Origin of the sequence: Streptomyces sp. 2-1 (assembly GCF_048564895.1) — a bacterium.
Lineage (GTDB): Bacteria > Actinomycetota > Actinomycetes > Streptomycetales > Streptomycetaceae > Streptomyces > Streptomyces phaeochromogenes.
On sequence record NZ_CP183383.1, the window covers coordinates 9684290 to 9708135 of the forward strand.

Here is a 23846-nt window from a genome sequence, read left to right on the forward strand (position 1 = left end):
GCAGGAGATCACCAGTTGATGCGCTCACCCGCCGTCGCTCCCCTCGGCCGAGGTCCCTTCCTTCCCCGCTCGGCGGGCGCCACCGCCGGACCGGAGGACGGGCCGGAGGACGGGCCCGAGGCCGCCGACCGGCTCGTGGTGCATCCCGTCCCGACCGGGCTGCCGCTCAACACCAGCTTCTCCGTCAAGGCCCGCACGCCCGGCGGCGGGTGGCGGACCGTGCCAGTTCTGCGCGCCCGGACGAGGACCGTCGACGAGACGACCGGCGCGGGCATCGTCAGGAACTCCTCGGTCGCCAACCTGGACTTCACCGGCACGGTCGAGATCGAGGTCACCGCCGCCAAGGGCGCCATCGGCTCCGTACGCATCCGCCCCTTGTCGTACGCCGTCGAGCACGAGGTGAGTGGCGACACCGTCCGCTTCAGCCTCACCGGACCGCGCAACCTCTCCATCGAGATCGACGGGGACCTCCACGACAACCTCCACCTGCACGCCAACCCGATCGAGCGCCAGTCGCCCGACGCCGACGACCCGGACGTCCTCTACTTCGGCCCCGGCATCCACACCGTCCCGGACAACGTGCTGCAAGTGCCCAGCGGGAAGACGGTCTATCTGGCCGGCGGCGCGGTGCTCAAGGCACGGGTCGACTTCACCAGCGTGGAGAACGCCCGGCTGATCGGCCGGGGCATCCTGTACGACACGGACGGCGGCACCACGGTGGCGTTCTCCAGGAACATCGAGATCGACGGCATCCTCGTCCTCGACCCGAAGAGCGGCTACTCCTGCGCCATCGGCCAGTCCCGGCAGGTCACCGTCCGCAACCTGCACTCGTACAGCTGTGGCCAATGGGGCGACGGGATCGATGTGTTCAGCAGCGAGGACGTCCTGATCGAGGGCGTCTTCATGCGGAACAGCGACGACTGTGTCGCCGTCTACGCCCACCGCTGGGACTACTACGGCGACTGCCGCAACGTCACCGTCCGCGACTCCACGCTGTGGGCCGACGTCGCGCACCCGGTGAACATCGGCACGCACGGGAACCCGGAGAAGCCCGAGGTCATCGAGAACATCGTCCTGAGCAACATCGACGTCCTCCAGCACCGCGAGCCGCAGGTGCTCTACCAGGGCTGCTTCGCCCTCAATCCCGGTGACGCCAACCTCATACGGAACGTCCGTATCCAGGATGTCAGGGTCGAGGACTTCACCTGTGGCCAGCTGGTCAACCTGCGGGTGATGGCCAACCGGTACAACGCCTCACCCGGCCGGGGCATCGAGGACGTGTACGTGCGGAACCTGACGTACGACGGCACGCACGCGGACACGGCGGTCCTGGCAGGCTACGACGCGGACCGGCCCGTCAAGAACGTCACCTTCCAGAAGCTGACGGTCAACGGCACGGTCGTCCACGACAGGATGGAGAAGCCGGGCTGGTTCCTGACCACTGACATGGTGCCGATGTTCGCCAACGAGCACGTGTGGAACCTCCGTTTCCTCGACGACGCGACGGCCGCATCCACGGCGGCCCCGGAGATCACCAGCTCGGGCGAGGCGACGGCCACGAACAACCGCGCCTTCAACCACCTCGTCACCGCGACCGCCCTGCCCACGTCGTTCGACGCCGAGGGGCTGCCGAAGGGCCTGGTCATCGACGAGGACACGGGGCTGATCTCCGGGACCCCGAAGGAGCCCGGCACCAGCACGGTCACCGTCTCGGCCACGAACGCGGCGGGCACGGCGACCAAGTCCCTCAGGCTCATCGTCCGGAACGTGTGAGGGAGTCGGTCGTGTCGGGACCGGAAACGCCTTCCGTCCGAACCGAGCAGTACGGGCGGGCCGTACGTACTACTGCTCGGTCTCCGCCACCAACCCGCAGGAGGCAAGCGGCAGCAACTCGGGGTGGGTGGCGGCGACCGTCAGCCTCCCCACCGTGCCGCGACCGTGCTGTGACCGAAGCACCGGGACTGCCTTCGGCGCGGCCGTTTCCCCCGATGACGGCGTCGTCCGGACCCCCCTCGCCGAGGGAGAGATCCCCGGCTTCGGTGACGCCCCCACCTGAACGGTCTCCCGCAGTGCGGGTGTGCTCCCGTGCTGCCTGAGAGCCGCTGATCCTTCCCAGGATTGGAGATGCACAGAATGAGCCGCACATCCCCCCACCAGCACTTCCCCAGCACGGAGTTGAGCCGCCGCGGTCTGCTCAGGACCGCCGGTGGCCTCACCGCCGCCCTCGCCGTCGGCGCCTCCGCCACGGCCCTCACCGGCAGTACGGCAGCGGCGGCCCCGGCCACTTTCACCCACCCGGGCATGCTGCACGCGTACGGCGAACTCAACCGGGCCAAGGTACGGGTCGCCGCGGGGAACGAACCCTGGCTGTCCGGCTGGAACCGGCTGACCGCCAACTCCCACTCCGCCAGTACCTGGACGCCGCGCCCGCAGGCCACGATCATCCGCGGTGGCACCGGCGAGAACTACGGCATCCTCTACAACGACATCCACGCCGCCTACCAGAACGCCCTGCGCTGGAGGATCGCCGGCACCACGGCCCACGGCGACAAGGCCCGCGACATCCTCAACGCCTGGTCGGCCACGCTCACCACGGTCACCGGCAACGCCGACCGCTTCCTGGCCGCCGGGATCTACGGCTACCAGTTCGCCAACGTCGCCGAACTCATGCGCGGCTACAGCGGGTTCGACCTCGAACGGTTCAAGACGATGATGCTCAACGTCTTCTACCCGCTCAACAACCAGTTCCTCAACAACCACAACGACGCCTGCATCACCAACTACTGGGCCAACTGGGATCTCTGCACGATGAACTCGGTCCTGGCGATCGGCATCCTCTGCGACGACGCCGCCAAGTACGACCAGGCCGTGAACTACTTCAAGAACGGCGCGGGCAACGGCTCCATCAACCACGCCGTTCCGTTCGTGTACGACTCGCAGGGTCTCGCCCAGTGGCAGGAGAGCGGGCGCGATCAGGGCCACACCATGATGGGCATGGGCCAGATGGGCGCCTTCTGCGAGATGGCCTGGTCCCAGGGCGACGACCTGTACGGCTACGGCGACAACCGGTTCATGAAGGCCGCCCAGTACGTCGCCAAGTACAACCTCGGACAGGACGTGCCCTTCACGACGTACACCTGGGGCACCGGCCAGAACTGTGCCCAGCAGTCGCACACCGTCATCTCAGCCTCGGGCCGGGGGCAGGTCAGGCCGGTGTGGGACATCCTCCACTACCACTACGCCCGCCGGCGCGGGCTGTCCGTCCCGTACATCACCGCCATCGCCGAGAGCGTGCGGCCCGAGGGCGGCGGGGGTGACTACGGCACCAACAGCGGAGGCTTCGACCAGCTCGGTTTCGGGACGCTGATGTACGCCAAGTAGCTCTTGTCGACCGGCACTTGAGGGTGCCCGCCGGGTGTCCGCCGCCCGTCACTCATGCGCCTCCGACGGCGGTGCCACCGAAGCGCGTACGACCACGTGCGTGCCCAGGAGCAGGTGTTCGTCGGGGGCGTCCGGGGTGCGGGTCAGGGCTGTGCGGACCGCGAGCCGGCCCAGGTCCTCGTAGGGGACGTGGACGGTGGTCAGCGGCGGATTGAGGTCCCGGGCGAAGGGGATGTCGTCGTAGCCGACCAGCGAGACGTCCTGCGGGACGGAGAGGCCCGCCTCGTGGAGGGCGGTCAGGGCTCCCGAGGCGACCATGTCGGTGGACGCCATGACCGCGGTGAAGTCGAGGCTCTGAGCGAGGGCCTGACGGATGAGGCGGTGGCCCGAGTCGCGGGTGAAGTCGCCGAAGAGGCGGAGGGCCGGGTCCGCGGTGACGCCGCGGGCCCGGTGGGCCGCGAGATAGCCCTGTTCGCGGCCCTGGGCCGTGGTGTTGGACGGCTTGCCGCCCAGGAAGAGGACACGGCGATGGCCCTGGGCGAGGAGATGGGCGCAGAGCGCGTACGCTCCGCTCTCGTTGTCGTACTCGATGACGGTCACCGGCGTGCCCGGGTCCAGGGGCGGACGGCCGCAGAGGACCAGACGGGAACCCGCGGAGGCCAGGGAGTCCGCGATACGGGCCATGCGTTCGCGGTACTCGGCGGTGTCCGCGGTGCCGCCGACCAGGATCACCGCGGCGGCACGCTGGGCGCGCATCATCTCGATGAACTCCAGCTGGCGTTCGGCGTCGCCGTCCGTGCTGCACACGAGGGACAGATGGCCGAGCCGGGTCGCCTCGCGCTCCACGCCGTGCGCCATGTGCGCGAAGGACGGGCCCGTGATGTCGTCCAGGACGAACGCGAGCGTGGGAGTGCCCGCCCCCGCGATGGCCTTGGCGCGGGCGTCGGCCACGTAGTCGAGATCGCGGACCGCCCGCATCACACGGGTACGGGTCGAAGTGCTGACCGGGTAGTCGCCGCCGAGGACGCGCGACACCGTGGACGCCGATACGCCGGCCCGCGCTGCCACGTCCCGGATGGTGCGTCGGCCCGCGATGTCGCCGGTGGTCTTCCTGGTCATGACCCGCCCCTCTGTTCCGCCCCGGAACCGACTCGTCCGCCGTCCGGGGTGCGCCCCACCGCTGGGAAGTGCGGCAACGCTCGTGGCAACCGGTTCCCGGGCCGGAGGCTAGCAGGGGGAGCGGCGGACGGGGAGGGGTCGGAATTCAGCTGTCACAGGGAGGGGAACTCTGCTGTCATCGGGAGCGGAACCGTGTTGTCACAGGGAATAGCCCCGCAGCTTTCGGTACAGCGTTGCGCGGGCGATGCCCAACGCCGCCGCGGCGCGCGCCTTGTTGCCGCCGTGGCGGCGCAGCGACTCCAGGATGGCGGTGCGCTCGGCGAGCTCCATCGGGCTCAGCTGCCGTGTCGCGGGCCCCTCCCGGACGAGGTCCGGGAGTTCGGTGCGCCGCACAGGGCCCGCCACCTGGCGGTGCTCGGCCAACGCCCGTACGAGATGGGCGAGTTCCGTGATGTTCCCCGGCCACGGATGACGTTCCAGGGCCCGTAGCGCGTCCAGCGTCCAGGTGAGTGGCGGCCGTCCCGGTACCGGCCTCGGCGCCAACTCGGGGAGCAACTCCCTTATGTCGTCCGGGCGTTCACGCAGCGCCGGGAGGGTCACCGAGCGGACGGCCAGGGTGTCGAGCAGCCGCTGGAGACACGGGCCCGCGGGAGTACCGGGCGTGAATGTGAGGAGCAGAGGCGCGTCCGGGCGTTCGTCGAGCAGGGAGTTGAGAGCAGCGACGTCCGCCTGGGCGAGGCGCTCGGCATGTCGGAGGAGGAGCGCGCGGTCGCTCGCCAGGGCCGTCGCCCAGATGCCGGGGTCATCGACCGGGCCCTCCGCCACGTCCACGACCAGCGGATCCAGGTCCCCGCGCGCCGTCAGCAACTCCCTTGCCAGGGCGGTCTTTCCGGTGCCGCGCTCCCCGGTGAGGAGCAGAGGCTCCCGGGAACGGGCCAGCTCCGCGGCCTTCGCCGTCGCGTGACGCCACGGCACCGAGCGCCCGGCGAGTGCGACACGGGGCTGCTGCGTGTGCGGTCGAACGGCTTCGTCGGCGGGCGGCTCGACCACGGCGACCACACCGATGACCGCGCCCTCGTGGCGTACGGGGGTGACATGAGCTGTGCCCGTGCCGTCGGGGAGTTCGAGGTCGTAGGCGGCGGAACCGTTCCTGCTCGGTGCCGAGTCGTACGCCTCGGCGGGGCCGGTGTCGTCCCGTCCCGAGCCGTTCGTCGCCGCGGTCCGCTCCAGGACCGCCACCGCGCCCGGCGACAGCATTCCCGCCGCCGCGTCGCTCAGCAGCCGGTTCTTGCCGTCGAGCGCCACGACCGCGGCCCCGGGACGTGCGGCGGCCCGCTGGAAGGCGTCGAGCAGCACGCGTTCCGTCGTACGGGACCTGGCCAGCAGCTGCGCCTCCACGGCCGTCGCCGTGGCCTCGGCGAGGGCGGCGCCCGGATGCGGCGTACACCCCGTGCACAGGCCGGACGCCACGGTCAGCGTCCCCAGGACCTGGCCGTTCTCCGGGGCCAGCACCGGCACGCTGACCGCGGACACGTCCTGCCACAGGTCGAGGAAGTGCTCGGGGCCGTGCACCTCCGCGCGACGCCGGGTGCGCAGGGCGAGGGCCGCGCTGTTGTTCCCGACCTCCTGCTCGGACAGGTCATGGCACTTCTCGTCGCCGGGCCCGCTCCCGGCCGACCAGAGCACGCGCAGCCGCTCGTCGGTGAGGACGAGGGACGACTGCCCGGAGGCGAGGGCGGGGGCGAGCCGTTCGAGTACGGGCCGCGCGGCGGTCAGGAGGGCCGACCGCGTAGGAGGCAGGGGCTCGGAGGGTTCCGCCAGGTCGTGCCGTACGCCGAAGAAGCGGGCGCGCCGCCAGGCGGCGACGATCTCGTCCGGCACTCCGTCAGGCAGCGGGCGTCCCGTGAGGAACCGCTCTCGCGCCTGGCGCAGCGGCGTGAGAGCGGGTCGGGCGGGGGACTCTTCGGTGGTCGTCACGGCGCCTCCCACCGTACCGGGCATGGTTGAAGAGGTAACAAAGGGGCGCCCCCGCTCTGTTCCGCGCCCCGCACCGGTGTCCCGTCGGACCCGCACTCGTGCCCCGCCGAACCCGCACGGGTTCCCGTAAACCCGCGTCGGTGTCTCGTAATGAGACACCCGCGTTCCCGCGCATCGCACCATGATCATGAATGGTTGGTGCTGTTCTCATCCCCTGGAGCGTGCCCGTGCACAACGTCGAGCCCGTAGTCGAGACCGACGTACTCATCGTGGGCAGCGGCCCCGCGGGCGCCTCGGCCGCCCTGGCCCTGAGCACCTACGGCGTGCCCAACATCGTGGTCACCCGCTACGCGAGCCTCGCCGACACACCCCGGGCCCACATCACCAACCAGCGCACGATGGAGGTCCTGCGCGACCTCGGTGTCGAGCAGGAGGTCGTCGCGCAGGCCACGCCCCAGCACCTGATGGGCAACACGACCTTCTGCACCAGCCTGGCCGGGGAGGAACTGGGCCGCGTCCGCTCCTGGGGCAACGACCCCCTCGTACAGGCCGCGCACGACCTCGCCAGCCCCACGCGGATGTGCGACATGCCCCAGCACCTCATGGAGCCGGTGCTCGTCGAAGCGGCCGTCGCCCGCGGTACCCACCTCCGCTACAGCACGGTCTACAAGTCCTTCGTCCAGGACGCCGACGGAGTCACGGTCACCGTCGAGGACCGGCTGCGCGGGGACGAGTACACCATCCGCGCCAAGTACCTGATCGGCGCCGACGGGGGCCGTTCCAAGGTCGCCGAGGACGCCGGGCTGCCGATGGGCGGCCAGATGGGCGTGGCCGGCAGCATCAACATCGTCTTCGACGCCGACCTGAGCAAGTACACCGCGCACCGGCCGTCCACGCTCTACTGGGTGCTCGCCCCGGGCGCCACCGTCGGCGGCATCGGCGCGGGCCTCGTCCGCAACGTCCGCCCCTGGAACGAGTGGATGATCGTCTGGGGCTACGACGTGACCGCGGGCGCCCCCGACCTCACCACCGAGTACGCGGAGTCCATCGTCCGCAGACTCGTCGGCGACGACGAGATCCCCGTGACCATCAAGTCCTCCTCGGCGTGGACGGTCAACGAGATGTACGCCGAGACGTACTCGAACGGCCGCGTCTTCTGCGCGGGCGACGCCACGCACCGCCATCCGCCGTCCAACGGCCTCGGCTCCAACACCTCCGTCCAGGACGCGTACAACCTGGCGTGGAAGCTCAGGCTCGTCCTCGACGGCTCCGCCTCGCCGAAGCTCCTCGACACGTACACCGCCGAGCGCGCCCCGGTCGGCAGGCAGATCGTCACCCGCGCCAACAAGTCCATCGGCGAGACCGCGCCGATCTTCGAGGCGCTCGACGGTCTCTCCCCGCAGAGCCCCGAGCAGCTGTGGGCCAACATCGCCGCCCGCAAGGACGCCACCGAGGCCGCCGAGAAGCAGCGCGCCCGCCTCCGTGAGGCGATCGCCTTCAAGGTGTACGAGTTCAACGCGCACGGCGTCGATCTCAACCAGCGGTACGTGTCGGACGCGGTCGTCCCCGACGGCACGGCAGATCCCGGGTTCGACCGCGACCCCGAGCTCTACCACCAGCCCTCCTCGCGGCCCGGTGCCAAGCTGCCCCATGCCTGGATCACGGCCGGGGACCGGACCCTGTCCACGCTCGACGCGGCCGGTCAGGGGCGTTTCACCCTGTTCACCGGTATCGGTGGGGACTGCTGGGTGCGGGCCGCCGAGGCCGTCGGCCTCGACATCGCCACCGCTGTCGTCGGGCCCGGGCAGCAGTACGAGGATCCGTACGGCGACTGGGCGCGGTTGAGCGAGGTCTCCGACTCGGGTGCGCTGCTCGTGCGGCCCGACGGGTACGTGGCGTTTCGGTACGCGACGGCCGCCGGGGACGCGGAGGAGTTGCTGGGGGACGCCGTGCGGCGGATTCTCGGACGGTAGCGGGTGGCTCCGCCGGTTGGGCCGTGGGGCGTCGGGGTGGTGTGGGTGTCGTGCTGGTGCGGGTCGCCCGTGGCTGGGCGCGCAGTTCCCCGCGCCCCTGAAGGGGCGCCCCATGCGGGCGGAGTAGGACAATGATCGTCGGGAAGCGGGACACGGCGAATCGGGACACGGTGAATCAGGAGTCGTCATGACCATCGATGCCAGCGAGACCGCGGTCACCGAGGAGGCCGTCGGGAGTCTCGGCGGGGCAACCGATCCGCGGTTGCGGGAGCTGCTCACCGGGCTGATCCGGCACCTTCACGACTTCGCGCGCGAGACGCGGCTCACCCAGGAGGAGTGGGAGCGGGCGATCGGGTTCCTGACGGCGACCGGGCAGACGTGCACCGACACCCGGCAGGAGTTCATCCTCCTGTCGGACGTGCTCGGCCTTTCGATGCTGGTCGAGACCCTGAACGCCGACCGCGGCCCCGGCGCCACCGAGTCGACCGTCCTCGGCCCCTTCCACATGACCGAGTCGCCGGTCCGTGAACTCGGCGCCGACATCAATCTGGTGGGCAGCGGCGAACCCTGTGTCGTCAGCGGCCGGGTGCTCTCCCAGGACGGCACCCCGCTGCCCGGCGCGGTCCTCGACGTCTGGCAGGCCGACACCGACGGCTTCTACGACGTGCAGCAGCCGGACCTCCAGCCACCGGGCAACGGCCGCGGTCTGTTCACGGCGGACGCGGCGGGCCGCTTCTGGTTCCGCACCTGCGTACCGAGCCCGTATCCCATCCCCACCGACGGCCCGGTCGGCGACCTGCTCCGCGCCACCGGCCGGCACCCCTACCGCCCCGCCCACATCCACTTCATCGCCACCGCCGAGGGCCACGCCCCCGTCACCACGCACATCTTCGTGGCGGGCAGCGACTACCTCGACTCGGACGCGGTCTTCGCGGTGAAGAGCAGTCTGGTCGAGGACTTCGCGGAGACCGACGACCCTTCCCTGGCACGGGAGTTCGGCATCCCGAACCCCTTCCGGCACGCCCGGTTCGATCTCGTACTGACTCCTGGGGCGAAAGCGTGAACTTCTCGTACGAGGCCCAGCCCATGCGGGTCGTCTTCCGGCCCGGCGCCTCGGTGGGCGCGACGGCCGAGGAGGTCCAACGGCTCGGTCTGCGGCGGGTGTTGGTGGTGTCCGGCGCGCGCGGCGCGGACACCGCGCGGGCGGTCGCCGACTCGCTGGGCCAGCTCTGCGCGGGACTTCACGCCGAAGCCCGGATGCACGTCCCGGTGGAGGTCGCCGACCGGGCCGTCGAGGTGGCTCGCAAGACCGGTGCCGACGGCTGCGTCGCCGTGGGCGGCGGTTCGTCGATCGGCCTGGGCAAGGCGATCGCGCTGCGCACGGGACTGCCCCTGATCGCCGTGCCCTCCACGTACTCGGGTTCCGAGATGACCCCCGTGTGGGGCCTCACCGAGCACGGCGCGAAGCGCACGGGCCGCGACCCGTCGGTCCTCCCACGCAGCGTGGTGTACGACCCCGAGCTCACCCTCTCCATGCCCGTGCCCCTGTCCGTCACGAGCGGGGTCAACGCCGTCGCGCACGCGGTCGAGGCGCTGTACGCCCCCGACACCTCGCCCCTCGTCTCCCTGATGGCCGAGGAGGGCGTACGGGCGATGACCTCCGCCCTTCCGGAGATCGCCGCCGAGCCTGCGTCCCTGGAGGCCCGCGGGCGCGCCCTCTACGGGGCCTGGCTCTGCGGTTCCTGCCTGGGCGCGACCACCATGGGGCTGCACCACAAGCTCTGCCATGTGCTGGGCGGCACGTTCGGCCTGCCGCACGCCGAGACGCACACGGTCGTCCTCCCGTACGCCCTCGCGTACAACGCGCCCGCCGCTCCCGAGGCGATCAGGGCCCTCGATCGCGCCCTGGACACCGACAACGCCCCGCTCGCTCTGTGGACCCTGTCCGGACAGCTCGGCGCACCTCGCTCCCTGGCTCAACTGGGTCTCACCGAGGCCGACTTGGCGGTCGCGGCCGAGCAGGTCGCGGGCCAGGCGTACGCCAATCCGCGCGAGGTCACGCACGAGGGCGCGCTCGCCGTGCTGAGTGCGGCGTTCGCGGGGGACGCCCCTCTCGTCTAGTTCTCCATGTCTTGACATACACCTGAAACGATTCTTAGCTGGCTGCGCGCCAGCTAGATTCATGAAGCAGGTTCATGGACATGAATGGCGTGCGTGAAGCTCATCGACCACGGCCTGGAGGCAGTCCGCGCATGACCACCCCCGACAGTCGGATCCGTGAACTGATCGTCACGCCGATCGCCTTCCGTGACCCGCCGCTCCTCAACTCCAGCGGTGTGCACGAGCCCCTCGCCCTGCGGCTGATCCTCCAACTCGTCCTGGAGGACGGCACGGTGGGCCTCGGCGAGTCGACCGGCGGCGACATCCGTATCGAACGACTGCGGGCCGCGGCACAGGCGGTCGTCGGCATGGACGTCTTCGACACGACCGCCGTCGCTGCCGCGATCGACACCGTCCTGCTGCCCACCGTGCCCAGTTCCCACGAGCGCGGCTGGACCACCTCCGCCGTGGAGGTCGCCTGTCTGGACGCCCAGGGCAAGCTCCTGGGGCGCTCGGTCAGCGACCTGCTGGGCGGCGCGGTCCGTGACGCCGTGCCCTTCGCCGCGTACCTCTTCTACAAATGGGCCGAACACCCGGCGCTCGACGGCAGCCCGGCCGTCGGTGACGAGTGGGGCGAGGCCCTCGACCCGGCGGGCATCGTCGAGCAGGCCCGGCTGATGCAACAGCGGTACGGATTCAGCTCGTTCAAGCTCAAGGGCGGTGTCTTCCCGCCCGACGAGGAGATCGCCGCGATGAGGGCGCTCGCCGAGGCGTTCCCGGGACAGCCGCTGCGGCTCGATCCCAACACGGCCTGGACGGTGGAGACTTCGCGGTACGTGGCGCGGGAGCTGGACGGCTGTCTGGAGTACCTGGAGGATCCCACCCCCACGATTCCCGGCATGGCGGAAGTCGCGAAGACCTCGCCCATGCCGCTGGCCACCAACATGTGCGTGGTCGCCTGGGAGCACCTGAAGCCGGCCGTCGAGCAGGACGCCATCCAGGTCCTCCTCACCGACCACCACTACTGGGGCGGTCTGCGCCGCACCCGTGAACTCGCCGCCGTCTGCGAGGCGTTCGGCCTCGGTCTGTCCATGCACTCCAACTCGCACCTCGGCATCAGCCTCGCCGCCATGACCCATGTGGCCGCCGCGATCCCGAACCTCGACACATCGTGCGACACCCACTACCCGTGGAACCTCGCGGACGACGTCGTCGTCCCCGGCGCGCTGGAACTGCGGGACGGCGCGGTCAAGGTCCCCACGGGCCCCGGTCTCGGAGTCGAACTCGACCACGACGCGCTGGAACGCCTCCACCGGGCCTATCTCGACTCCGGCATGAAGGGCCGCGACGACACCGGTTACATGCGGCGCGTCCACCCGGAGTACGAGCACAAGCTCCCTCGGTGGTGACACCGGCGCGCCCCTGGGTGCGTGGGAACACGGGCTCCCATGTGTCACTGCCGTGACACGGGTGCCCGTAAAACTATCGAAAGAGAAAGCGCTGTCACGCGTCTCGACAACCGTTTGCCTCCGCCCCATTCTTCAACCAGGTTGTGGCATGAGCGCGACAGGAGACCTCCATGATGAAGCGCAGATCCCTGCTGGCGGCGGCGGGCGGCACGCTGCTGGGCAGTGCGCTGGCGACGGGCACCGCCCGCGCCGACGCGACCATCAGTGTCAACCCCGGCACCAGGTACGGGAGTTGGGAAGGCTGGGGCACCTCGCTCGCATGGTGGGCCAACGTGTTCGGCGCGCGGGACGACTTCGCCGACATCTTCTTCACCACCAAGTCCGTGGCGTACGGCGGCAGGACGCTGCCGGGCCTCGGTATGAACATCGCCCGCTACAACCTGGGCGCGTGCAGCCCGAACAGCGTGGGCGGCCAGTCCATGGTCGCCTCGCCCAACATCCCGGCCTTCAAGCAGATCGAGGGCTTCTGGCAGGACTGGAACAACGAGGACCCCACGTCCTCCGCCTGGGACTGGACGGCGGACGCCAACCAGCGCGCCGCACTGGTGAAGGCCGTCCAACGCGGCGCCGTCACCGAGCTGTTCGCCAACTCGCCCATGTGGTGGATGTGCCTCAACCACAACCCGTCGGGCGCGTCCGGAGGCGGCAACAACCTCCAGTCCTGGAACTACCGCCAGCACGCCTCCCACCTGGCGGCCGTCGCCCTGCGCGCCAAGAACAACTGGGGCGTGAACTTCGCGACCGTCGATCCCTTCAACGAACCCTCGTCCTCCTGGTGGACCGCCACCGGCACGCAGGAGGGCTGCCACATGGACGCCGCCGTCCAGGCCGCCGTCCTCCCGTACATGCGCAGCGAACTCGACACACGGGGCCTGTCCGGCATCAGGATCTCCGCGTCCGACGAGACCAGTTACGACCTGGCCCGTACGACCTGGAACTCCTTCGGGGCGTCGACGAAGGCCCTGGTCAACCAGGTCAACGTGCACGGCTACCAGGGTTCGGGCGGTCGCCGCGACCTCCTCTACACAGACATCGTGACGACCGCGGGCAAAAAGCTCTGGAACTCCGAGACCGGTGACAGCGACGGCTCCGGCCTCACCCTGGCGAGCAACCTGTGCCTGGACTTCCGCTGGCTGCACCCGACCGCCTGGGTCTACTGGCAGGTGATGGACCCCTCCACCGGCTGGGCGATGATCGCGTACGACGCGAGCACCCTGCAGCCGACCACCGTGCAGACCAAGTACTACGTGATGGCCCAGTTCAGCCGCCACATCCGGCCGGGGATGACCATCCTCGACACCGGCGTCGGCTACGCGGTCGCCGCCCACGACGCCACGCAGAAGCGCCTGGTCGTCGTGGCCGTCAACTCCGGTGCCGCGCAGACGCTCACCTTCGACCTGTCCCGCTTCACCACGGTCACGGGCGGCAGCGGCGGGCTCGTACGGCGCTGGAACACGCTCACCTCGGGCGGCGGCGACCTCTACACGGCACGCTCGGACACCTACCTCAACGGCAAGAGCCTGAGCGTGCCGTTCGCCGCCGCCTCGGTGCAGACCTTCGAGATCGACGGTGTCACCGTGTGAGGGCGGCCCCTCCCGTACCGGTGACCTTCAGGTCGCGCATCCGCCCGATGTTGTCGAACGAGCCGAAGCCCACCCGGCCGGAGGAGAGCGTGGTGTCGACGGCCGTCATCAGGGGGTGTTTCGAGCCGTCGAGGTAGACCGCGATCTCACCGGTGCCGGGGCAGTGCACCACCCGCACCTTGTGCCAGGCCGAGTCGGTGACGGCCGGTGGCGCACCGGTGGTGCCGTTCCACTGGTCCTCCAGGCGCAGCCGGTCGGCGTCGTTCACGACGAAGATCCCGTTGTGCGGATAGATGGTGTTGTCGGTCGACAGGTGCGCGTAATAGAACTTCGTGTCCGACTGATGGCCGAACACGATGATCACGTCCCGGTTGGTGATCTCGACGGGCGTGTCGAGACGGACCTGCGCGTCGATCCGTACGGAACCGAAGGCCGGGGGACCGGCAGTGAGCAGGGCGTACTCGAAGGGACGCCGGGGACCGGGGCGGGCGACCCCGGCCTCGGCGAGGATCGCCTCGCGGCCCGGGAACTGCCACTTGGACGGGGTGACCGGGGCCCAGTTCCGTCCGGCCATGACGTTGGTGACCTTCGTGCCGTCGGTGTCGCAGGAGGCGAACTTCCGGGTGCCGGTCACCTTCCAGATCTTGCCGTTGGCCTTGGAGAGGAGATAGAGCCCGCCGTCGGCGTCCTGCCCGAAGCGGAGGTCGACCCGGCTGTCCCCGGCGAGGTCCTGCAGCGTCACCCGGGTGCCGCTCTCGTCGTACAGCATCAGGTCGTACAGCTTGGCCAGGTCCGTGCCGCCCCGGCGCATGTCCTTGGTGTCGGCGTAGAGGAGCCGGCCGTCGACGAGGTCGCCGAAGACGTACTTGCCGTACAGCTCGGGCAGGTCGCGGTCGCGCAGGACGAAGCCGCCGACGATGGCCCGTCCGACGTCGGAGGTGCAGTTCCAGTTGGCGGGCGGGTCGTGGTCGTAGGCGGCGACGGGATACGTGTAGCCGTACTTCTCGTCGTCGGCGGGCAGCGGCTGGATCTTGGCGCAGGGATCGGTGGCGGTCTTGTCGAAGACGAAGGCGCCCTCGCGCTCGCTCCAGCCGAGGTTGTCGCCCGCCCTCACCTCGTAGACGGCCTCGATGGCGTGCTCACCGATGTGACCGAGGTACATACGGTTGCGGCCGCCGGAGTCCCAGCTGAACCGGTGCGGGTCGCGCATGCCGTACGCGTAGATCTCGCCGAGGGCGCCGGGGGTGCCGACGAAGGGGTTGCGGGACGGGATGCCGTACTTGCCGTTGGCGCTGTTGGTGCCCCGCGGGTCGATGCGCAGGATCTTGCCGTGCGGCAGGGCCAGGTTCTGCGGCTCGCTGTTCCTGGCGCCCTGGCCGCCGTCGCCGACGGCGAGGTAGAGCAGCCCGTAGTCCTTGTCGTGCGGCCGGGCGGTGGGGTTGAAGTCGATCTGCTGGATGCCGTGGACGCGGCCGTTGAAGCCGATGCGGAGGACCTCGCGGCGCGTGCCCTCGAAGGTGTCGGCCGAGGGGTCGTCGGCCGTCCACTCCGTGACGATGCCGTGGTACGTCGTGTTCGACGCCTGCCGCATGTCGGGCACGGCCGTGGTGGCGGAGGCCAGTTCGGCGTGGACGGTGTAGAAGCGGCCGTTCTTCTTGAAGCGCGGGTCGAAGGTGACGAACCCGAAGCCCATGCCGAGACCCTGGCTGCCGAAGAACGCGGGAGAGAAGGTGCCGGCGACGTCGAGATAGACGCGCGGGGTGCCGTCCTCGACGAGATACAGCTTCCCGTTGAGGTCGGGCACGGCCATCCGGCCCGAGCCGTCGGGCAGTTCGCTCAGGTAGTTGATGCGGGCGTGCCGCCTCAGCCGTGGATCGGTGACGGGCCCGTCCGGCGGCACGCTCTTCGGGAAGGCCGCGAACTCCTCGACGGTCAGCCCGATGCCGGAGGTGGTGGGCCGCTCGGGGATCGGGTCGGTGATCGGTTCGGCCGCGTGGGCCGTCGCGCCGGGCAGGGCGACGAGGACGGAAAGCAGCAGGGCGAGAACGAGTAACGGTGTCAGCAGGATGGGTCTGGGGCGGGCTTCGAGTCTGGGTCTGAGGCTGGGTCTGGTGCCGGGTGATCCGGTCATGGCTGTCACTCCTCTGCGGCCTTGTGCGTGACCAGTCGGTACTGCGCTCGGACCAGCGCGGCATCCACCGCGCGGTCGAGGAACATCAGGCTGTCCATCCGGCAGTTGCAGGGATTGCCCTCCCGGGTGTTCTGCGGGAAGCTGCCGCCGATCTTGATGCCTCGCGGGTTGGTGGCCGAGGTGCGGTGCGGGCCGGGGCCCGAGAGGTCCCAGGGGTCGCCGACCACGGTGTAGAAGCCGTCCAGCGGCCTGCCGTTGCGGTAGAGCGCCATCTCACCGCTGTCGAAGTCGAAGGTCGCGGCGAGGAACACCCACTTGCCGGGCGGCAGCAGGGTCCGCCAGTCCTGGGAGGCCGCGAAGGTCTGGGACGCGGCCCCGTCGATCCGCCGCCCGAGAGCGACCAGCCGGAGCTCGCCGTTCACGTTGATGAGTTCCAGCAGGGCGCGCACACCATGTCCGTCGGAGTCGCCGGAGAGCACCCCGGCAAGCCCGATCGCGCCGTAAAGGTCGTCGGGGGCCGCCGTGTTGGTGTTGGGGCTCGGGTTCTGCCCGGTCATCTTGAACCACCCCATGACCGTGGTCCCGCGCACCGCGTTGAAGGCGGTCAGCGTCGGCACGCCGGACGCGGAGTACACGCCCGCCTTCCAGTCGTCGTTGCCCGCCGCGTCCGGGGTGACCTGCCGCACCTGGAGCGAGGTCCGGCTGCCGCGGTGTGCGCCGTCCGGGGCCCGCATCCGCGCGCCGCCGCCGACGAGGTCGATGTCGGTGCCGGAGAAACCCCGGTCGCGTTCGCGGCCCGGATTGCCGCGTACCGGGTGCTCGAAGTCGTAGTGGGCGGCGAGGTGGGGTCGGAGCCCGGGATGCACGGTGGGTGGTGGCCGGTGGTGGCCGCTCGCCCCGGCCGGGGCCGCGGCGAGAGCCGTGAGAACTGTCAGGAGAACGGCGAGGGCCGCTCCCGCGTACCGTCTGCGTTTGACCATGTCGCTCGCTCCTTTGCGAGGCGTGTCATGACATCGATGTCCTTGCCTGTCATCGCGGGTCCCCGCCGGGTCACCGCTTGGGCGCGGCCGGCGGCTGGGCCGGCCTGCCCCCGAGATACAGCTCGCCCAGCTGCGGATCGGCCAGCAACTCCCTTGCCGGACCCGATATATGGACCCGCCCGAGGTCGAGTACGCAGCCGATGTCGGCGGTCTCCAGCGCGCGGCGGGCGTTCTGCTCGACCAGCAGTACGGCCGTGCCCGCCTCCCGCATCCGTACGATCTGCTCGAAGACCACGCCCGTCGTCTTCGGGTCGAGCCCCATGGACGGCTCGTCGAGCAGAACCACCCGGGGCCTGACCATCAGCGAGCGGGCGAACTCCACCTGCTTCTGCTGCCCGCCGGAGAGCAGTCCGGCCAGACTCGTCCAGCGTTCGGCGACGAGCGGGAAGAGATCGCGTACGAAGTCGGCACGTTCGGCGACGACCGCCTTGTCCTTGATGGTGTAGCCGCCGAGGAGGACGTTCTCGGCGACCGTCATCTCCCGGAAGACGCTGTGCCCTTGGAGGACATGGGCGACTCCGGCGGCGAGCAGTTGCTGCGGTCCGCGGCCGGTGACGTCCACGCCGTCGACCAGGACCCGGCCGGAGCGCGGCGTGAGCAGCCCGCTGGCAACCTTCAGCACGGTGGACTTGCCCGCGCCGTTCGGGCCGACCAGGCACACCACGCCTCCGGCGGGCACCCGGACCGTCAGACCGCGCAGCACCAGGGCCGCCCGTCCGTATCCGGCGCGGATGTCGTCGAGTTCGAGCAGGAATCCGGAGTCGGAGCGCGGGGAGGGGACGGTGGGGGAGCCGGAGTCAGACGCCAAGGTAGGCCTCCAGGACTCGTTCGTCGGACTGGATCAACGAGGGCGGGCCCTCCGCGATCGGCCGTCCGCGGTCGAAGACCACGACGTGGTCGCTGAGGGACATGACCAGGTCCATGTTGTGCTCGACGATCAGGAACGTCCTTCCCTCGGCGTTGAGTTCGCGCACCAGGTCGCAGATGCGGTCGATCAGTGCCGGATTGACCCCGCCCGCCGGTTCGTCGAGCAGGATCAGTTCGGGCTCGCTCATCAGGACGCCCGCGAGCTCCAGCAGCTTCTGCTGCCCCCAGGACAGATTCCGCGCCTCCGCCCTCTCCAGGTGGTCGATGCCCATGCGGGTCAACCAGTATCGGGCCCGTTCCGTCTCCTCCCGCTTTCGGGCACCGGCGAGTTGGGCCAGGAGGTTCGGCGGGCGTACGGCGACGAGCAGGTTGTCCAGGACCGTCATCCGGGGGAAGACACGGCAGAGCTGGAAGGAGCGGCCGATCCCCGCCCGGGCGATGCGGTGCGGCGGCCTGGCGGTGATGTCCCGGCCCCGGTACGTCGTACGGCCCGCGTCGGGACGGATCATGCCGGTGACGCAGTTGAAGAACGTGGTCTTGCCGGAGCCGTTCGGCCCGATCAGGGCGTTGACCCTGCCGTGCCGGAACGACACGGTGGCGCCGTCCAGGGCGGCGACCCCGCCGAAGGTCTTGGTGAGTCCGACAGCCGCCAGGCTCTGCTCACCCTCGTCCGCGCTCACTGCCTCACCTCTCTCTTCCCGTCCGGTCTTTTCCCGTCCGGCCGGTGGTCCGGCCGGACGTCCGCCTCGTGCTCGTCGCGTTCGTCGCGCAGTTCGGCTGCGGTGACCTCGCGGATCGACGTCTCGCCGGTCCCGAGGACACGGGCGACCAGACCGGTGACCGCCGGGATGACACCGTCCGGCATGAACATCACGACGACCCCCAGCAGCAGGCCCGCGAAGACCAGGTGCAGCGGGGTGTCCCCGTACTCGAGCTTGGAATACTCGAGGCCGTACCCGACGACCACCGCCCCGAGCAGTGGCCCGTACAGATGGCGTACGCCCCCGAGGAGCGCCATCAGGACCATGTAGGCCCCGCTCAGGATCGAGAACTGGAAGACGGGGTCGAGGTCGCCGAACCACAGCCCGTAGAGCCCTCCGGCCAGAGCGGTGAAGGCCGCCGAGACCACGAAGACGACGAGCTTGTACGTGTAGGTGGGGGTGCCCAGCGACTGCGCTTTGTCCTCGTCCTCGCGGATTGCCTTCAGACCCATGCCGAACCGCGAGCGGTCGATGATCCACCAGGCGAGGAGCGCCATCGCGAGCAGCCCGAGGAACAGGAAGTAGAAGATCTCGTGGTGCTCGGAGCGCAGCTTGCCCGGGAACGGCCGCGGGACCACCAGACCGCGCGAGCCGCCGGTGAAGGAGGCCCAGCTCTGGAACACCAGCAGCATGATCAGCACCAGTGCGATCGAGACGATGACGAAGGACGCGCCGCGCACCCGCAGCGCCGCGTAGCCGACGGGTATCGCGAGCACGGCGACCAGGGCGGCCGACACGAACAGCGCGACGAACGACGGCAGTTCCCCCTTGGTGACCAGCAGCCCGGTCGCATACGCGCCGAGCCCGGCGAACGCGCCGTGCCCCAGGGAGATGTAGCCGGTGAAACCGCCGACGAAGTTCCAGGAGGTGGAGAGCACCGCGAAGTTGAGGATGGCGATGCCCACGGTCAGCTCGTACGGACTGGGGGCCATGGACGGGAAGGACAGCGCGACGGCGATCCCGGCGAGCAGTGCTCCCAGCCGTAACAACCTGCCAATGGGGCGCGGGCGTTCAGAATCTCTGGGCAAGCCGACCCCCGAAGAATCCCTGCGGCCGGACGGCCAAGGTGGCGAAGAGCGCGACATAGAAGACCGTTTGCGCCCAGGTCGTGCTGAGTTCCAGCTGGAGCAGGCTCTGTGTCAGGCCCAGGGTCATGGCGGCGATCGCCGCGCCCGGCACGCTGCCGAGGCCGCCGACCACGATGATCGCCATCAGCGGTCCGATCCAGTGCCAGTGCAGCGACGGGTAGATGGTCGTGTCGAGCGAGAGCGCCGTACCGCCGACCGCCGCCGTCGCGAGACCGAGGCCGAAGCCGTACCCGGCGATCCGGTCGGTGTCGATGCCGACCAGCGCGGCGGCCTCCCGGTGCTGGATCGTCGCCCGCAGCGCCTGGCCGAACCTGCTGTGCCGCATCAGGAGATACAGCCCGAGCAGTGCGGCGGCGGCCAGGCCGAACGCGATGAGCTTGACCACCGCGACGCGCGCGCCGAAGAACTCCAGGCTCGCGGAGGAGTAGCCGAGCCGGATCCGGCGCTGGGTGCCGGAGAAGGCGTACCCGAGGAGCCCCTCGATGACGAGGGCGACGGAGAACGTCAGCAGCACCGACATCATCGTCAGGGTCGCCGGGCGCAGCCGGGTCAGGAGCAGCCGTTGCATGGCCACGCCCGCGACGAAGAACAGGGGGACGGTCACGAGCAGGGTGAGCAGCGGGTCGACACCGGTCTCCCGGTGCGCGTACCAGGCGAGGTAGGCGGCGAGGATCAGGAACGCGGAGTGGGCGATCATCACGACGCGCATGACGCCGAAGTAGAGGGTCAGGCCGGCCGCCAGGAGGGCGTAGAGCCCTCCCAGCAGCACGCCGAGGACGATGCTCTGGAAGACGAGGCTCGCGGAGGGCACGCAGGCATCACCACTTCGGCTTGGGATGGACCAGGTCGGCTTCCTTCTGTTCCTCGGGCAGGACGATCTGGATCTCGCCGTCCACCCACTGCTGGATCATGTGCGCGCTCTGCGGGCGGCCCTTGTCGTCCCACTTGAGGGGCCCGACGACGGTCTCCACCTCGTTGCCGCGCAGCCACTTCACGAGCTTCTGCTGGCACTCCTCGTCCTGGGAGGCGCACTTGGCGGCCTCGACGGCCGCGGCGACGACCTGTCCCGTGGTGTAGGCGTTGGCCTCGTCCTCCTCCGGGGCCTTGCCGAACTGCTCGGTGTACTTCTCGACGAACTCCTTGTTGCTCGGGTAGTCCGCGTGCTGGGTGTAGCCGGTCGGCGCGAGGATGCCCTCGGTCTTGTCGCCGATGGCCTTGGCGAACTCCGGTTCGGTGGGGGCGGTGGAGAAGGCGGCCATCTTCGGCTGGTAGTTCAGCTGTTGGAGGGCGACGATCAGGTTCACCCCGTCCTGGTACTGCGAGCCGCCCACCACCATGTCGGCCTTGGAGGAGGCGATCTGCGCGGCGATCGAGCCGAAGTCGGTGGTGTTGGGCGGGTAGACCTCGTCGACGACGGTCTTGATACCGCCCTTCTCCAGCTTGTCCTTCAGCCCGTACGCCGTTCCCTGGGCGAAGGGGTCGTCCATCGCGGCGTACGCCACTGACTTGGGACGCTCCGCCTCGGGCAGCGCCAGGATGTAGTCGGCGAGGTGGTTGTAGTGGTCGTTGGCGACCGCGGGGGCCGCGTAGAAGAGGTTCTTGAAGCCCTGGTCGAAGACCTCCGGGGCCGCACCGGCCGGCTCGACGAAGAGCAGACCGTATTCTTCCGCCACCCGGGCCGCCGGCACCACGAGCCGGGTGGAGAACGGGCCGAAGACCAGGTCGACCTGGTCCCTGCCGATCAGCTGCTCGTAGTCGGAGACCACCCGGTCCGCGTTCGACTGGTCGTCGAGGATCTTCAACTCGACCTTGCGGCCGAGCAGTCCGCCCTGGTCGTTGACGATCTTCGCCCATGCCTTGTAGCCGCGCTCCACACCCTTGCCGGGCTCCGAGAAGTCCCCGGTGAGCGGCAGTGAGACACCGATGGTGATGGGGTCGTCGGGTGAATCCTCCGAGCCGCCGCCCGAGCCGCAACCGGCGGCAGTCAGTGCCGTGGCGGACGCGAGGGCGGCAACTCTCCATGAAAGGCGCTGTGTTGTGCTCATCGCTGGACTCCCCTGTCCGCAGGCACTCTCTTCGCCGTTCGAAAGCGCTTTCGCGAGCGCTTGCGTACTATGTAAGCCACGTCACATGAGTTGAGACAAGCGTCGTGCACGGACCGATTGACAAGGCCCTGTTCGGAGGCGGTGACGAATGCCAAGGCCCCGTTCACGACTGCGGCTCGCCGATGTGGCCGAGCGCGCGGGGGTTTCACTGACCACGGCGTCCCGGGCGCTCGCCGGACGGGACGGGGTGCGCGAGGAGGTGGCCGAGCGGGTCCGCCGCATCTCGCGGGAGCTCGGCTATGTCGCCAATCCCCATGCGCGCACCCTGGCGGGCGGTACCGCGTCGACGGTGGGGCTGATCGTCCATCAGATCGACGACCCGTACTTCTCGGAGATCGCGGGCGGGGTCGTACAGGTGGCGGACGAACGCGATCTGATCGTCCAGATCTGCCACTCCGGCCGCAATCCGCAGAACGAACTGCGTCAGATCCGCCATCTCATCGCCCAGCGCGTCGGCGTCATCATCATCGCGGGCTCCGGGTACGTCGATCCCCGGATGGAGGCCGAGTCCAGGGCCGAGCTGTCCGCCTTCCAGGACGCCGGCGGGCGGCTGACGGTGATCGGCCGTCACTTCCTCAACGCGGACGCGGTGCGGCCCGACAACAAGGAGGGCGCCGAGACCGTCACTGATCATCTGCTGTCCCTCGGACACCGCAGGATCGCGGTGGCGGCGGGGGAGATGCTGCTGTCCACGGTCGCCGACCGGTTCGCGGGGGTGGTTGGGGCACTGACGGAGGCCGGACTGCCCACCGACGAACTGCCCCTGGCGCAGGCCGAGTTCACCCGCGACGGCGGGCGTGACGCGGCCGAGCGGATCCTGCGCGACCACCCGGACACCACCGCGATCGTAGCCCTCAACGACGCCATGGCCATCGGTGTCCTCTCCGCGCTCCGCGCCCACCGCGTACCGGTCCCGCACCGGATGTCGGTCGCCGGATTCGACGACGTGTCGTTCGCGGCGGACCTCGCACCCGGCCTCACCACCGTCCGGCTGCCCCTCGCAGAAATGGGCCGCCAGGCCCTCTCGATGGCCCTCAGACCGCCCGCGTCCCGGCCCCGCCGCAAGTCCACCGGCCATGAGCTGGTGGTACGCGACTCCACGGGGCCCGCGCCCTCGCGGTGAGACACCGGGCGCGCACTGTCTCGATCGAGACGGCGTGCACTGTCTCGAATTGAGACACCCACGCCGTGGACGGCCGGATCATGATCATGGCTGGCTCACGTCCCGGTTCGCCGTGCCCGTGTCCGTGCGGCCCACGGGCCTGCCGGGTGCGTGGGAGGGCGTCGAGCCGTGGCACGCAACGGAATTGAGAAGACAGGTGAACATCATGGCCCTCGGACTGCTTCGGCGCCGGCGTTCCAGGGACGCCTCCGCCGCCGCCTCGGGCCTCACAATGCCCCTGCCGCCCGGCGCGGGCGCGGTCGGCTGCGAGGTCGCGGACCCCATGGGACAGCCCATGGGAGGCGCCGACGTCACGATCACCGCGCTCGACTCGCATCGCGTCGCGGCCCGCGGCACCACCGACCCGTACGGCTTCTTCATGGCCGTGCTGCCGCCGGGCGGCTACAGCATGATGGTCATGGCCGAGGGGCTCTCCCCGGTCCGCGAGACCGTCGAGATCGTCGCCGGCGTCACCCTCCCCACCCTGTACGCCCGCCTGGAACCGGCCCGTCAGCTCGACCTGCCGCCGACCGGCACCTGGCTCTTCGACCCGCCCCACACGGCGATCCGCTTCATCGCCAAGCACGTCGGAATGGCCCATGTGCACGGGCGCTTCGAGCGTTTCGACGGCGGTATCCAGATCGTTCAGGACATCACAGAGTCCCGGGTCCATGTCCGGATCGACGCGGCGAGCATCACGACCGGCAACACGACCCGCGACAACCACCTCCGGTCGGCGGACTTCCTGGACGTCAAGCGGTTCCCCTTCATCGACTTCCACAGCACGCGGTTCGCCTACCGCGGCGGCAGCAAGTGGACGCTGCAGGGCTCGCTGACGATGCACGGGGTGAGCCGCTCGGTGGCCCTGGACACGACGTACCTCGGTATGGTGAACGGCGGTTATGGCGAGGAACTGCGCTGTGCGGCCCTGGCCAAGGCCGAACTGCACCGCGAGGACTACACCCTCAACTGGCGGAACATGCTGGCCCGCGGTATCGCGGTGGTCGGTCCGACGATCCAGCTCGAACTGGACGTCCAGGCGATGTACCGCACGCACGACACGCCCACCCCGCCGGAGTAGCGGGCCCTC

Annotated in this window: 18 protein-coding genes; 9 read left to right on the forward strand and 9 right to left on the reverse strand. The window is 69.9% G+C overall.

Features of this window, described 5'->3' with window-relative positions; all coding sequences use genetic code 11:
* Window positions 1-18: 18 nt before the first annotated feature.
* Window positions 19-1773 (forward strand): putative Ig domain-containing protein, encoded by a 1755-nt coding sequence (locus tag ACN20J_RS42410; RefSeq protein ID WP_419668040.1) that lies wholly within the window; start codon window positions 19-21, stop codon window positions 1771-1773.
* A gap of 360 nt (window positions 1774-2133) precedes the next feature.
* Window positions 2134-3381 carry an alginate lyase family protein gene (locus ACN20J_RS42415; protein WP_361917015.1) on the forward strand — a complete coding sequence of 416 codons (1248 nt, stop codon included), beginning with the start codon at window positions 2134-2136 and terminating at the stop codon, window positions 3379-3381.
* A gap of 48 nt (window positions 3382-3429) precedes the next feature.
* On the opposite strand, the gene ACN20J_RS42420 is transcribed toward ACN20J_RS42415, so the two are convergent.
* Complete coding sequence (locus tag ACN20J_RS42420; RefSeq protein WP_361917012.1) at window positions 3430-4500, reverse strand: LacI family DNA-binding transcriptional regulator; 1071 nt, start codon at window positions 4498-4500, stop codon at window positions 3430-3432.
* 198 nt (window positions 4501-4698) lie between these two features.
* The gene (locus ACN20J_RS42425) at window positions 4699-6477 is read right to left on the reverse strand and encodes a helix-turn-helix domain-containing protein (RefSeq protein ID WP_419668041.1); all 1779 of its coding nucleotides are present in this window, start codon (window positions 6475-6477) and stop codon (window positions 4699-4701) included.
* A gap of 191 nt (window positions 6478-6668) precedes the next feature.
* On the opposite strand from ACN20J_RS42425, the gene ACN20J_RS42430 reads away from it, so the two are divergent.
* The 5 genes from ACN20J_RS42430 to ACN20J_RS42450 all read left to right on the forward strand — a co-directional run bounded on the left by ACN20J_RS42430 (window position 6669) and on the right by ACN20J_RS42450 (window position 13602).
* Complete coding sequence (locus tag ACN20J_RS42430) at window positions 6669-8450, forward strand: FAD-dependent oxidoreductase (protein WP_419668042.1); 1782 nt, start codon at window positions 6669-6671, stop codon at window positions 8448-8450.
* Between the two features lie 187 nt (window positions 8451-8637).
* The gene (locus ACN20J_RS42435) at window positions 8638-9513 is read left to right on the forward strand and encodes an intradiol ring-cleavage dioxygenase (RefSeq protein WP_419668043.1); all 876 of its coding nucleotides are present in this window, start codon (window positions 8638-8640) and stop codon (window positions 9511-9513) included.
* Between the two features lie 23 nt (window positions 9514-9536).
* Window positions 9537-10571 carry a maleylacetate reductase gene (locus tag ACN20J_RS42440; protein WP_419669052.1) on the forward strand — a complete coding sequence of 345 codons (1035 nt, stop codon included), beginning with the start codon at window positions 9537-9539 and terminating at the stop codon, window positions 10569-10571.
* Between the two features lie 131 nt (window positions 10572-10702).
* Window positions 10703-11959, forward strand: a complete 1257-nt coding sequence (locus ACN20J_RS42445) for a glucarate dehydratase family protein (protein WP_419668044.1) — start codon at window positions 10703-10705, stop codon at window positions 11957-11959.
* A gap of 170 nt (window positions 11960-12129) precedes the next feature.
* Window positions 12130-13602, forward strand: coding sequence for a glycoside hydrolase (locus ACN20J_RS42450; protein ID WP_189839408.1), 1473 nt, complete (start codon window positions 12130-12132; stop codon window positions 13600-13602).
* Here the strand turns inward: ACN20J_RS42450 and ACN20J_RS42455 are convergent.
* From ACN20J_RS42455 to ACN20J_RS42485, 7 genes are all read right to left on the reverse strand, one after another.
* A complete protein-coding gene (locus tag ACN20J_RS42455; RefSeq protein WP_419668045.1) occupies window positions 13592-15733 on the reverse strand; it encodes a PQQ-dependent sugar dehydrogenase in 2142 nt (713 codons plus the stop codon). The two genes, ACN20J_RS42450 and ACN20J_RS42455, sit on opposite strands and share 11 nt — an antisense overlap.
* A gap of 5 nt (window positions 15734-15738) precedes the next feature.
* Window positions 15739-16713, reverse strand: coding sequence for a hypothetical protein (locus ACN20J_RS42460; RefSeq protein WP_419668046.1), 975 nt, complete (start codon window positions 16711-16713; stop codon window positions 15739-15741).
* A gap of 70 nt (window positions 16714-16783) precedes the next feature.
* A complete protein-coding gene (locus ACN20J_RS42465; protein WP_419668047.1) occupies window positions 16784-17581 on the reverse strand; it encodes an ABC transporter ATP-binding protein in 798 nt (265 codons plus the stop codon).
* A complete protein-coding gene (locus ACN20J_RS42470) occupies window positions 17571-18320 on the reverse strand; it encodes an ABC transporter ATP-binding protein (protein WP_419668048.1) in 750 nt (249 codons plus the stop codon). Before ACN20J_RS42470 ends, ACN20J_RS42465 begins: the two co-directional genes overlap by 11 nt.
* Complete coding sequence (locus tag ACN20J_RS42475; RefSeq protein WP_419668049.1) at window positions 18317-19390, reverse strand: branched-chain amino acid ABC transporter permease; 1074 nt, start codon at window positions 19388-19390, stop codon at window positions 18317-18319. The genes ACN20J_RS42470 and ACN20J_RS42475 overlap by 4 nt, the downstream gene beginning before the upstream one ends.
* Window positions 19391-19412: 22 nt before the next feature.
* Entirely contained in the window at window positions 19413-20300 is an 888-nt protein-coding gene (locus ACN20J_RS42480) for a branched-chain amino acid ABC transporter permease (protein WP_055612580.1), read from the reverse strand.
* Window positions 20301-20307: 7 nt separating this feature from the next.
* Complete coding sequence (locus ACN20J_RS42485; protein WP_189839402.1) at window positions 20308-21534, reverse strand: amino acid ABC transporter substrate-binding protein; 1227 nt, start codon at window positions 21532-21534, stop codon at window positions 20308-20310.
* A 148-nt stretch (window positions 21535-21682) separates the two neighbouring features.
* Between ACN20J_RS42485 and ACN20J_RS42490 the strand changes: the two genes are divergently transcribed.
* A complete protein-coding gene (locus tag ACN20J_RS42490) occupies window positions 21683-22717 on the forward strand; it encodes a LacI family DNA-binding transcriptional regulator (RefSeq protein ID WP_361994696.1) in 1035 nt (344 codons plus the stop codon).
* 205 nt (window positions 22718-22922) lie between these two features.
* On the forward strand, window positions 22923-23837 hold the full coding sequence (locus ACN20J_RS42495) for a YceI family protein (RefSeq protein ID WP_190227540.1): 915 nt from the start codon (window positions 22923-22925) through the stop codon (window positions 23835-23837).
* Window positions 23838-23846 lie beyond the last annotated feature (9 nt).

Coding starts and splice junctions, on each gene's coding strand:
- ACN20J_RS42410 (WP_419668040.1), top strand. CDS start 19: ATGCGCTCACCCGCCGTCGCTCCCCTCGGCCGAGGTCCCTTCCTTCCC.
- ACN20J_RS42415 (WP_361917015.1), top strand. CDS start 2,134: ATGAGCCGCACATCCCCCCACCAGCACTTCCCCAGCACGGAGTTGAGC.
- ACN20J_RS42420 (WP_361917012.1), bottom strand. CDS start 4,500: ATGACCAGGAAGACCACCGGCGACATCGCGGGCCGACGCACCATCCGG.
- ACN20J_RS42430 (WP_419668042.1), top strand. CDS start 6,669: ATGGTTGGTGCTGTTCTCATCCCCTGGAGCGTGCCCGTGCACAACGTC.
- ACN20J_RS42435 (WP_419668043.1), top strand. CDS start 8,638: ATGACCATCGATGCCAGCGAGACCGCGGTCACCGAGGAGGCCGTCGGG.
- ACN20J_RS42440 (WP_419669052.1), top strand. CDS start 9,537: ATGCGGGTCGTCTTCCGGCCCGGCGCCTCGGTGGGCGCGACGGCCGAG.
- ACN20J_RS42445 (WP_419668044.1), top strand. CDS start 10,703: ATGACCACCCCCGACAGTCGGATCCGTGAACTGATCGTCACGCCGATC.
- ACN20J_RS42450 (WP_189839408.1), top strand. CDS start 12,130: ATGATGAAGCGCAGATCCCTGCTGGCGGCGGCGGGCGGCACGCTGCTG.
- ACN20J_RS42455 (WP_419668045.1), bottom strand. CDS start 15,733: ATGACCGGATCACCCGGCACCAGACCCAGCCTCAGACCCAGACTCGAA.
- ACN20J_RS42460 (WP_419668046.1), bottom strand. CDS start 16,713: ATGGTCAAACGCAGACGGTACGCGGGAGCGGCCCTCGCCGTTCTCCTG.
- ACN20J_RS42485 (WP_189839402.1), bottom strand. CDS start 21,534: ATGAGCACAACACAGCGCCTTTCATGGAGAGTTGCCGCCCTCGCGTCC.
- ACN20J_RS42490 (WP_361994696.1), top strand. CDS start 21,683: ATGCCAAGGCCCCGTTCACGACTGCGGCTCGCCGATGTGGCCGAGCGC.
- ACN20J_RS42495 (WP_190227540.1), top strand. CDS start 22,923: ATGGCCCTCGGACTGCTTCGGCGCCGGCGTTCCAGGGACGCCTCCGCC.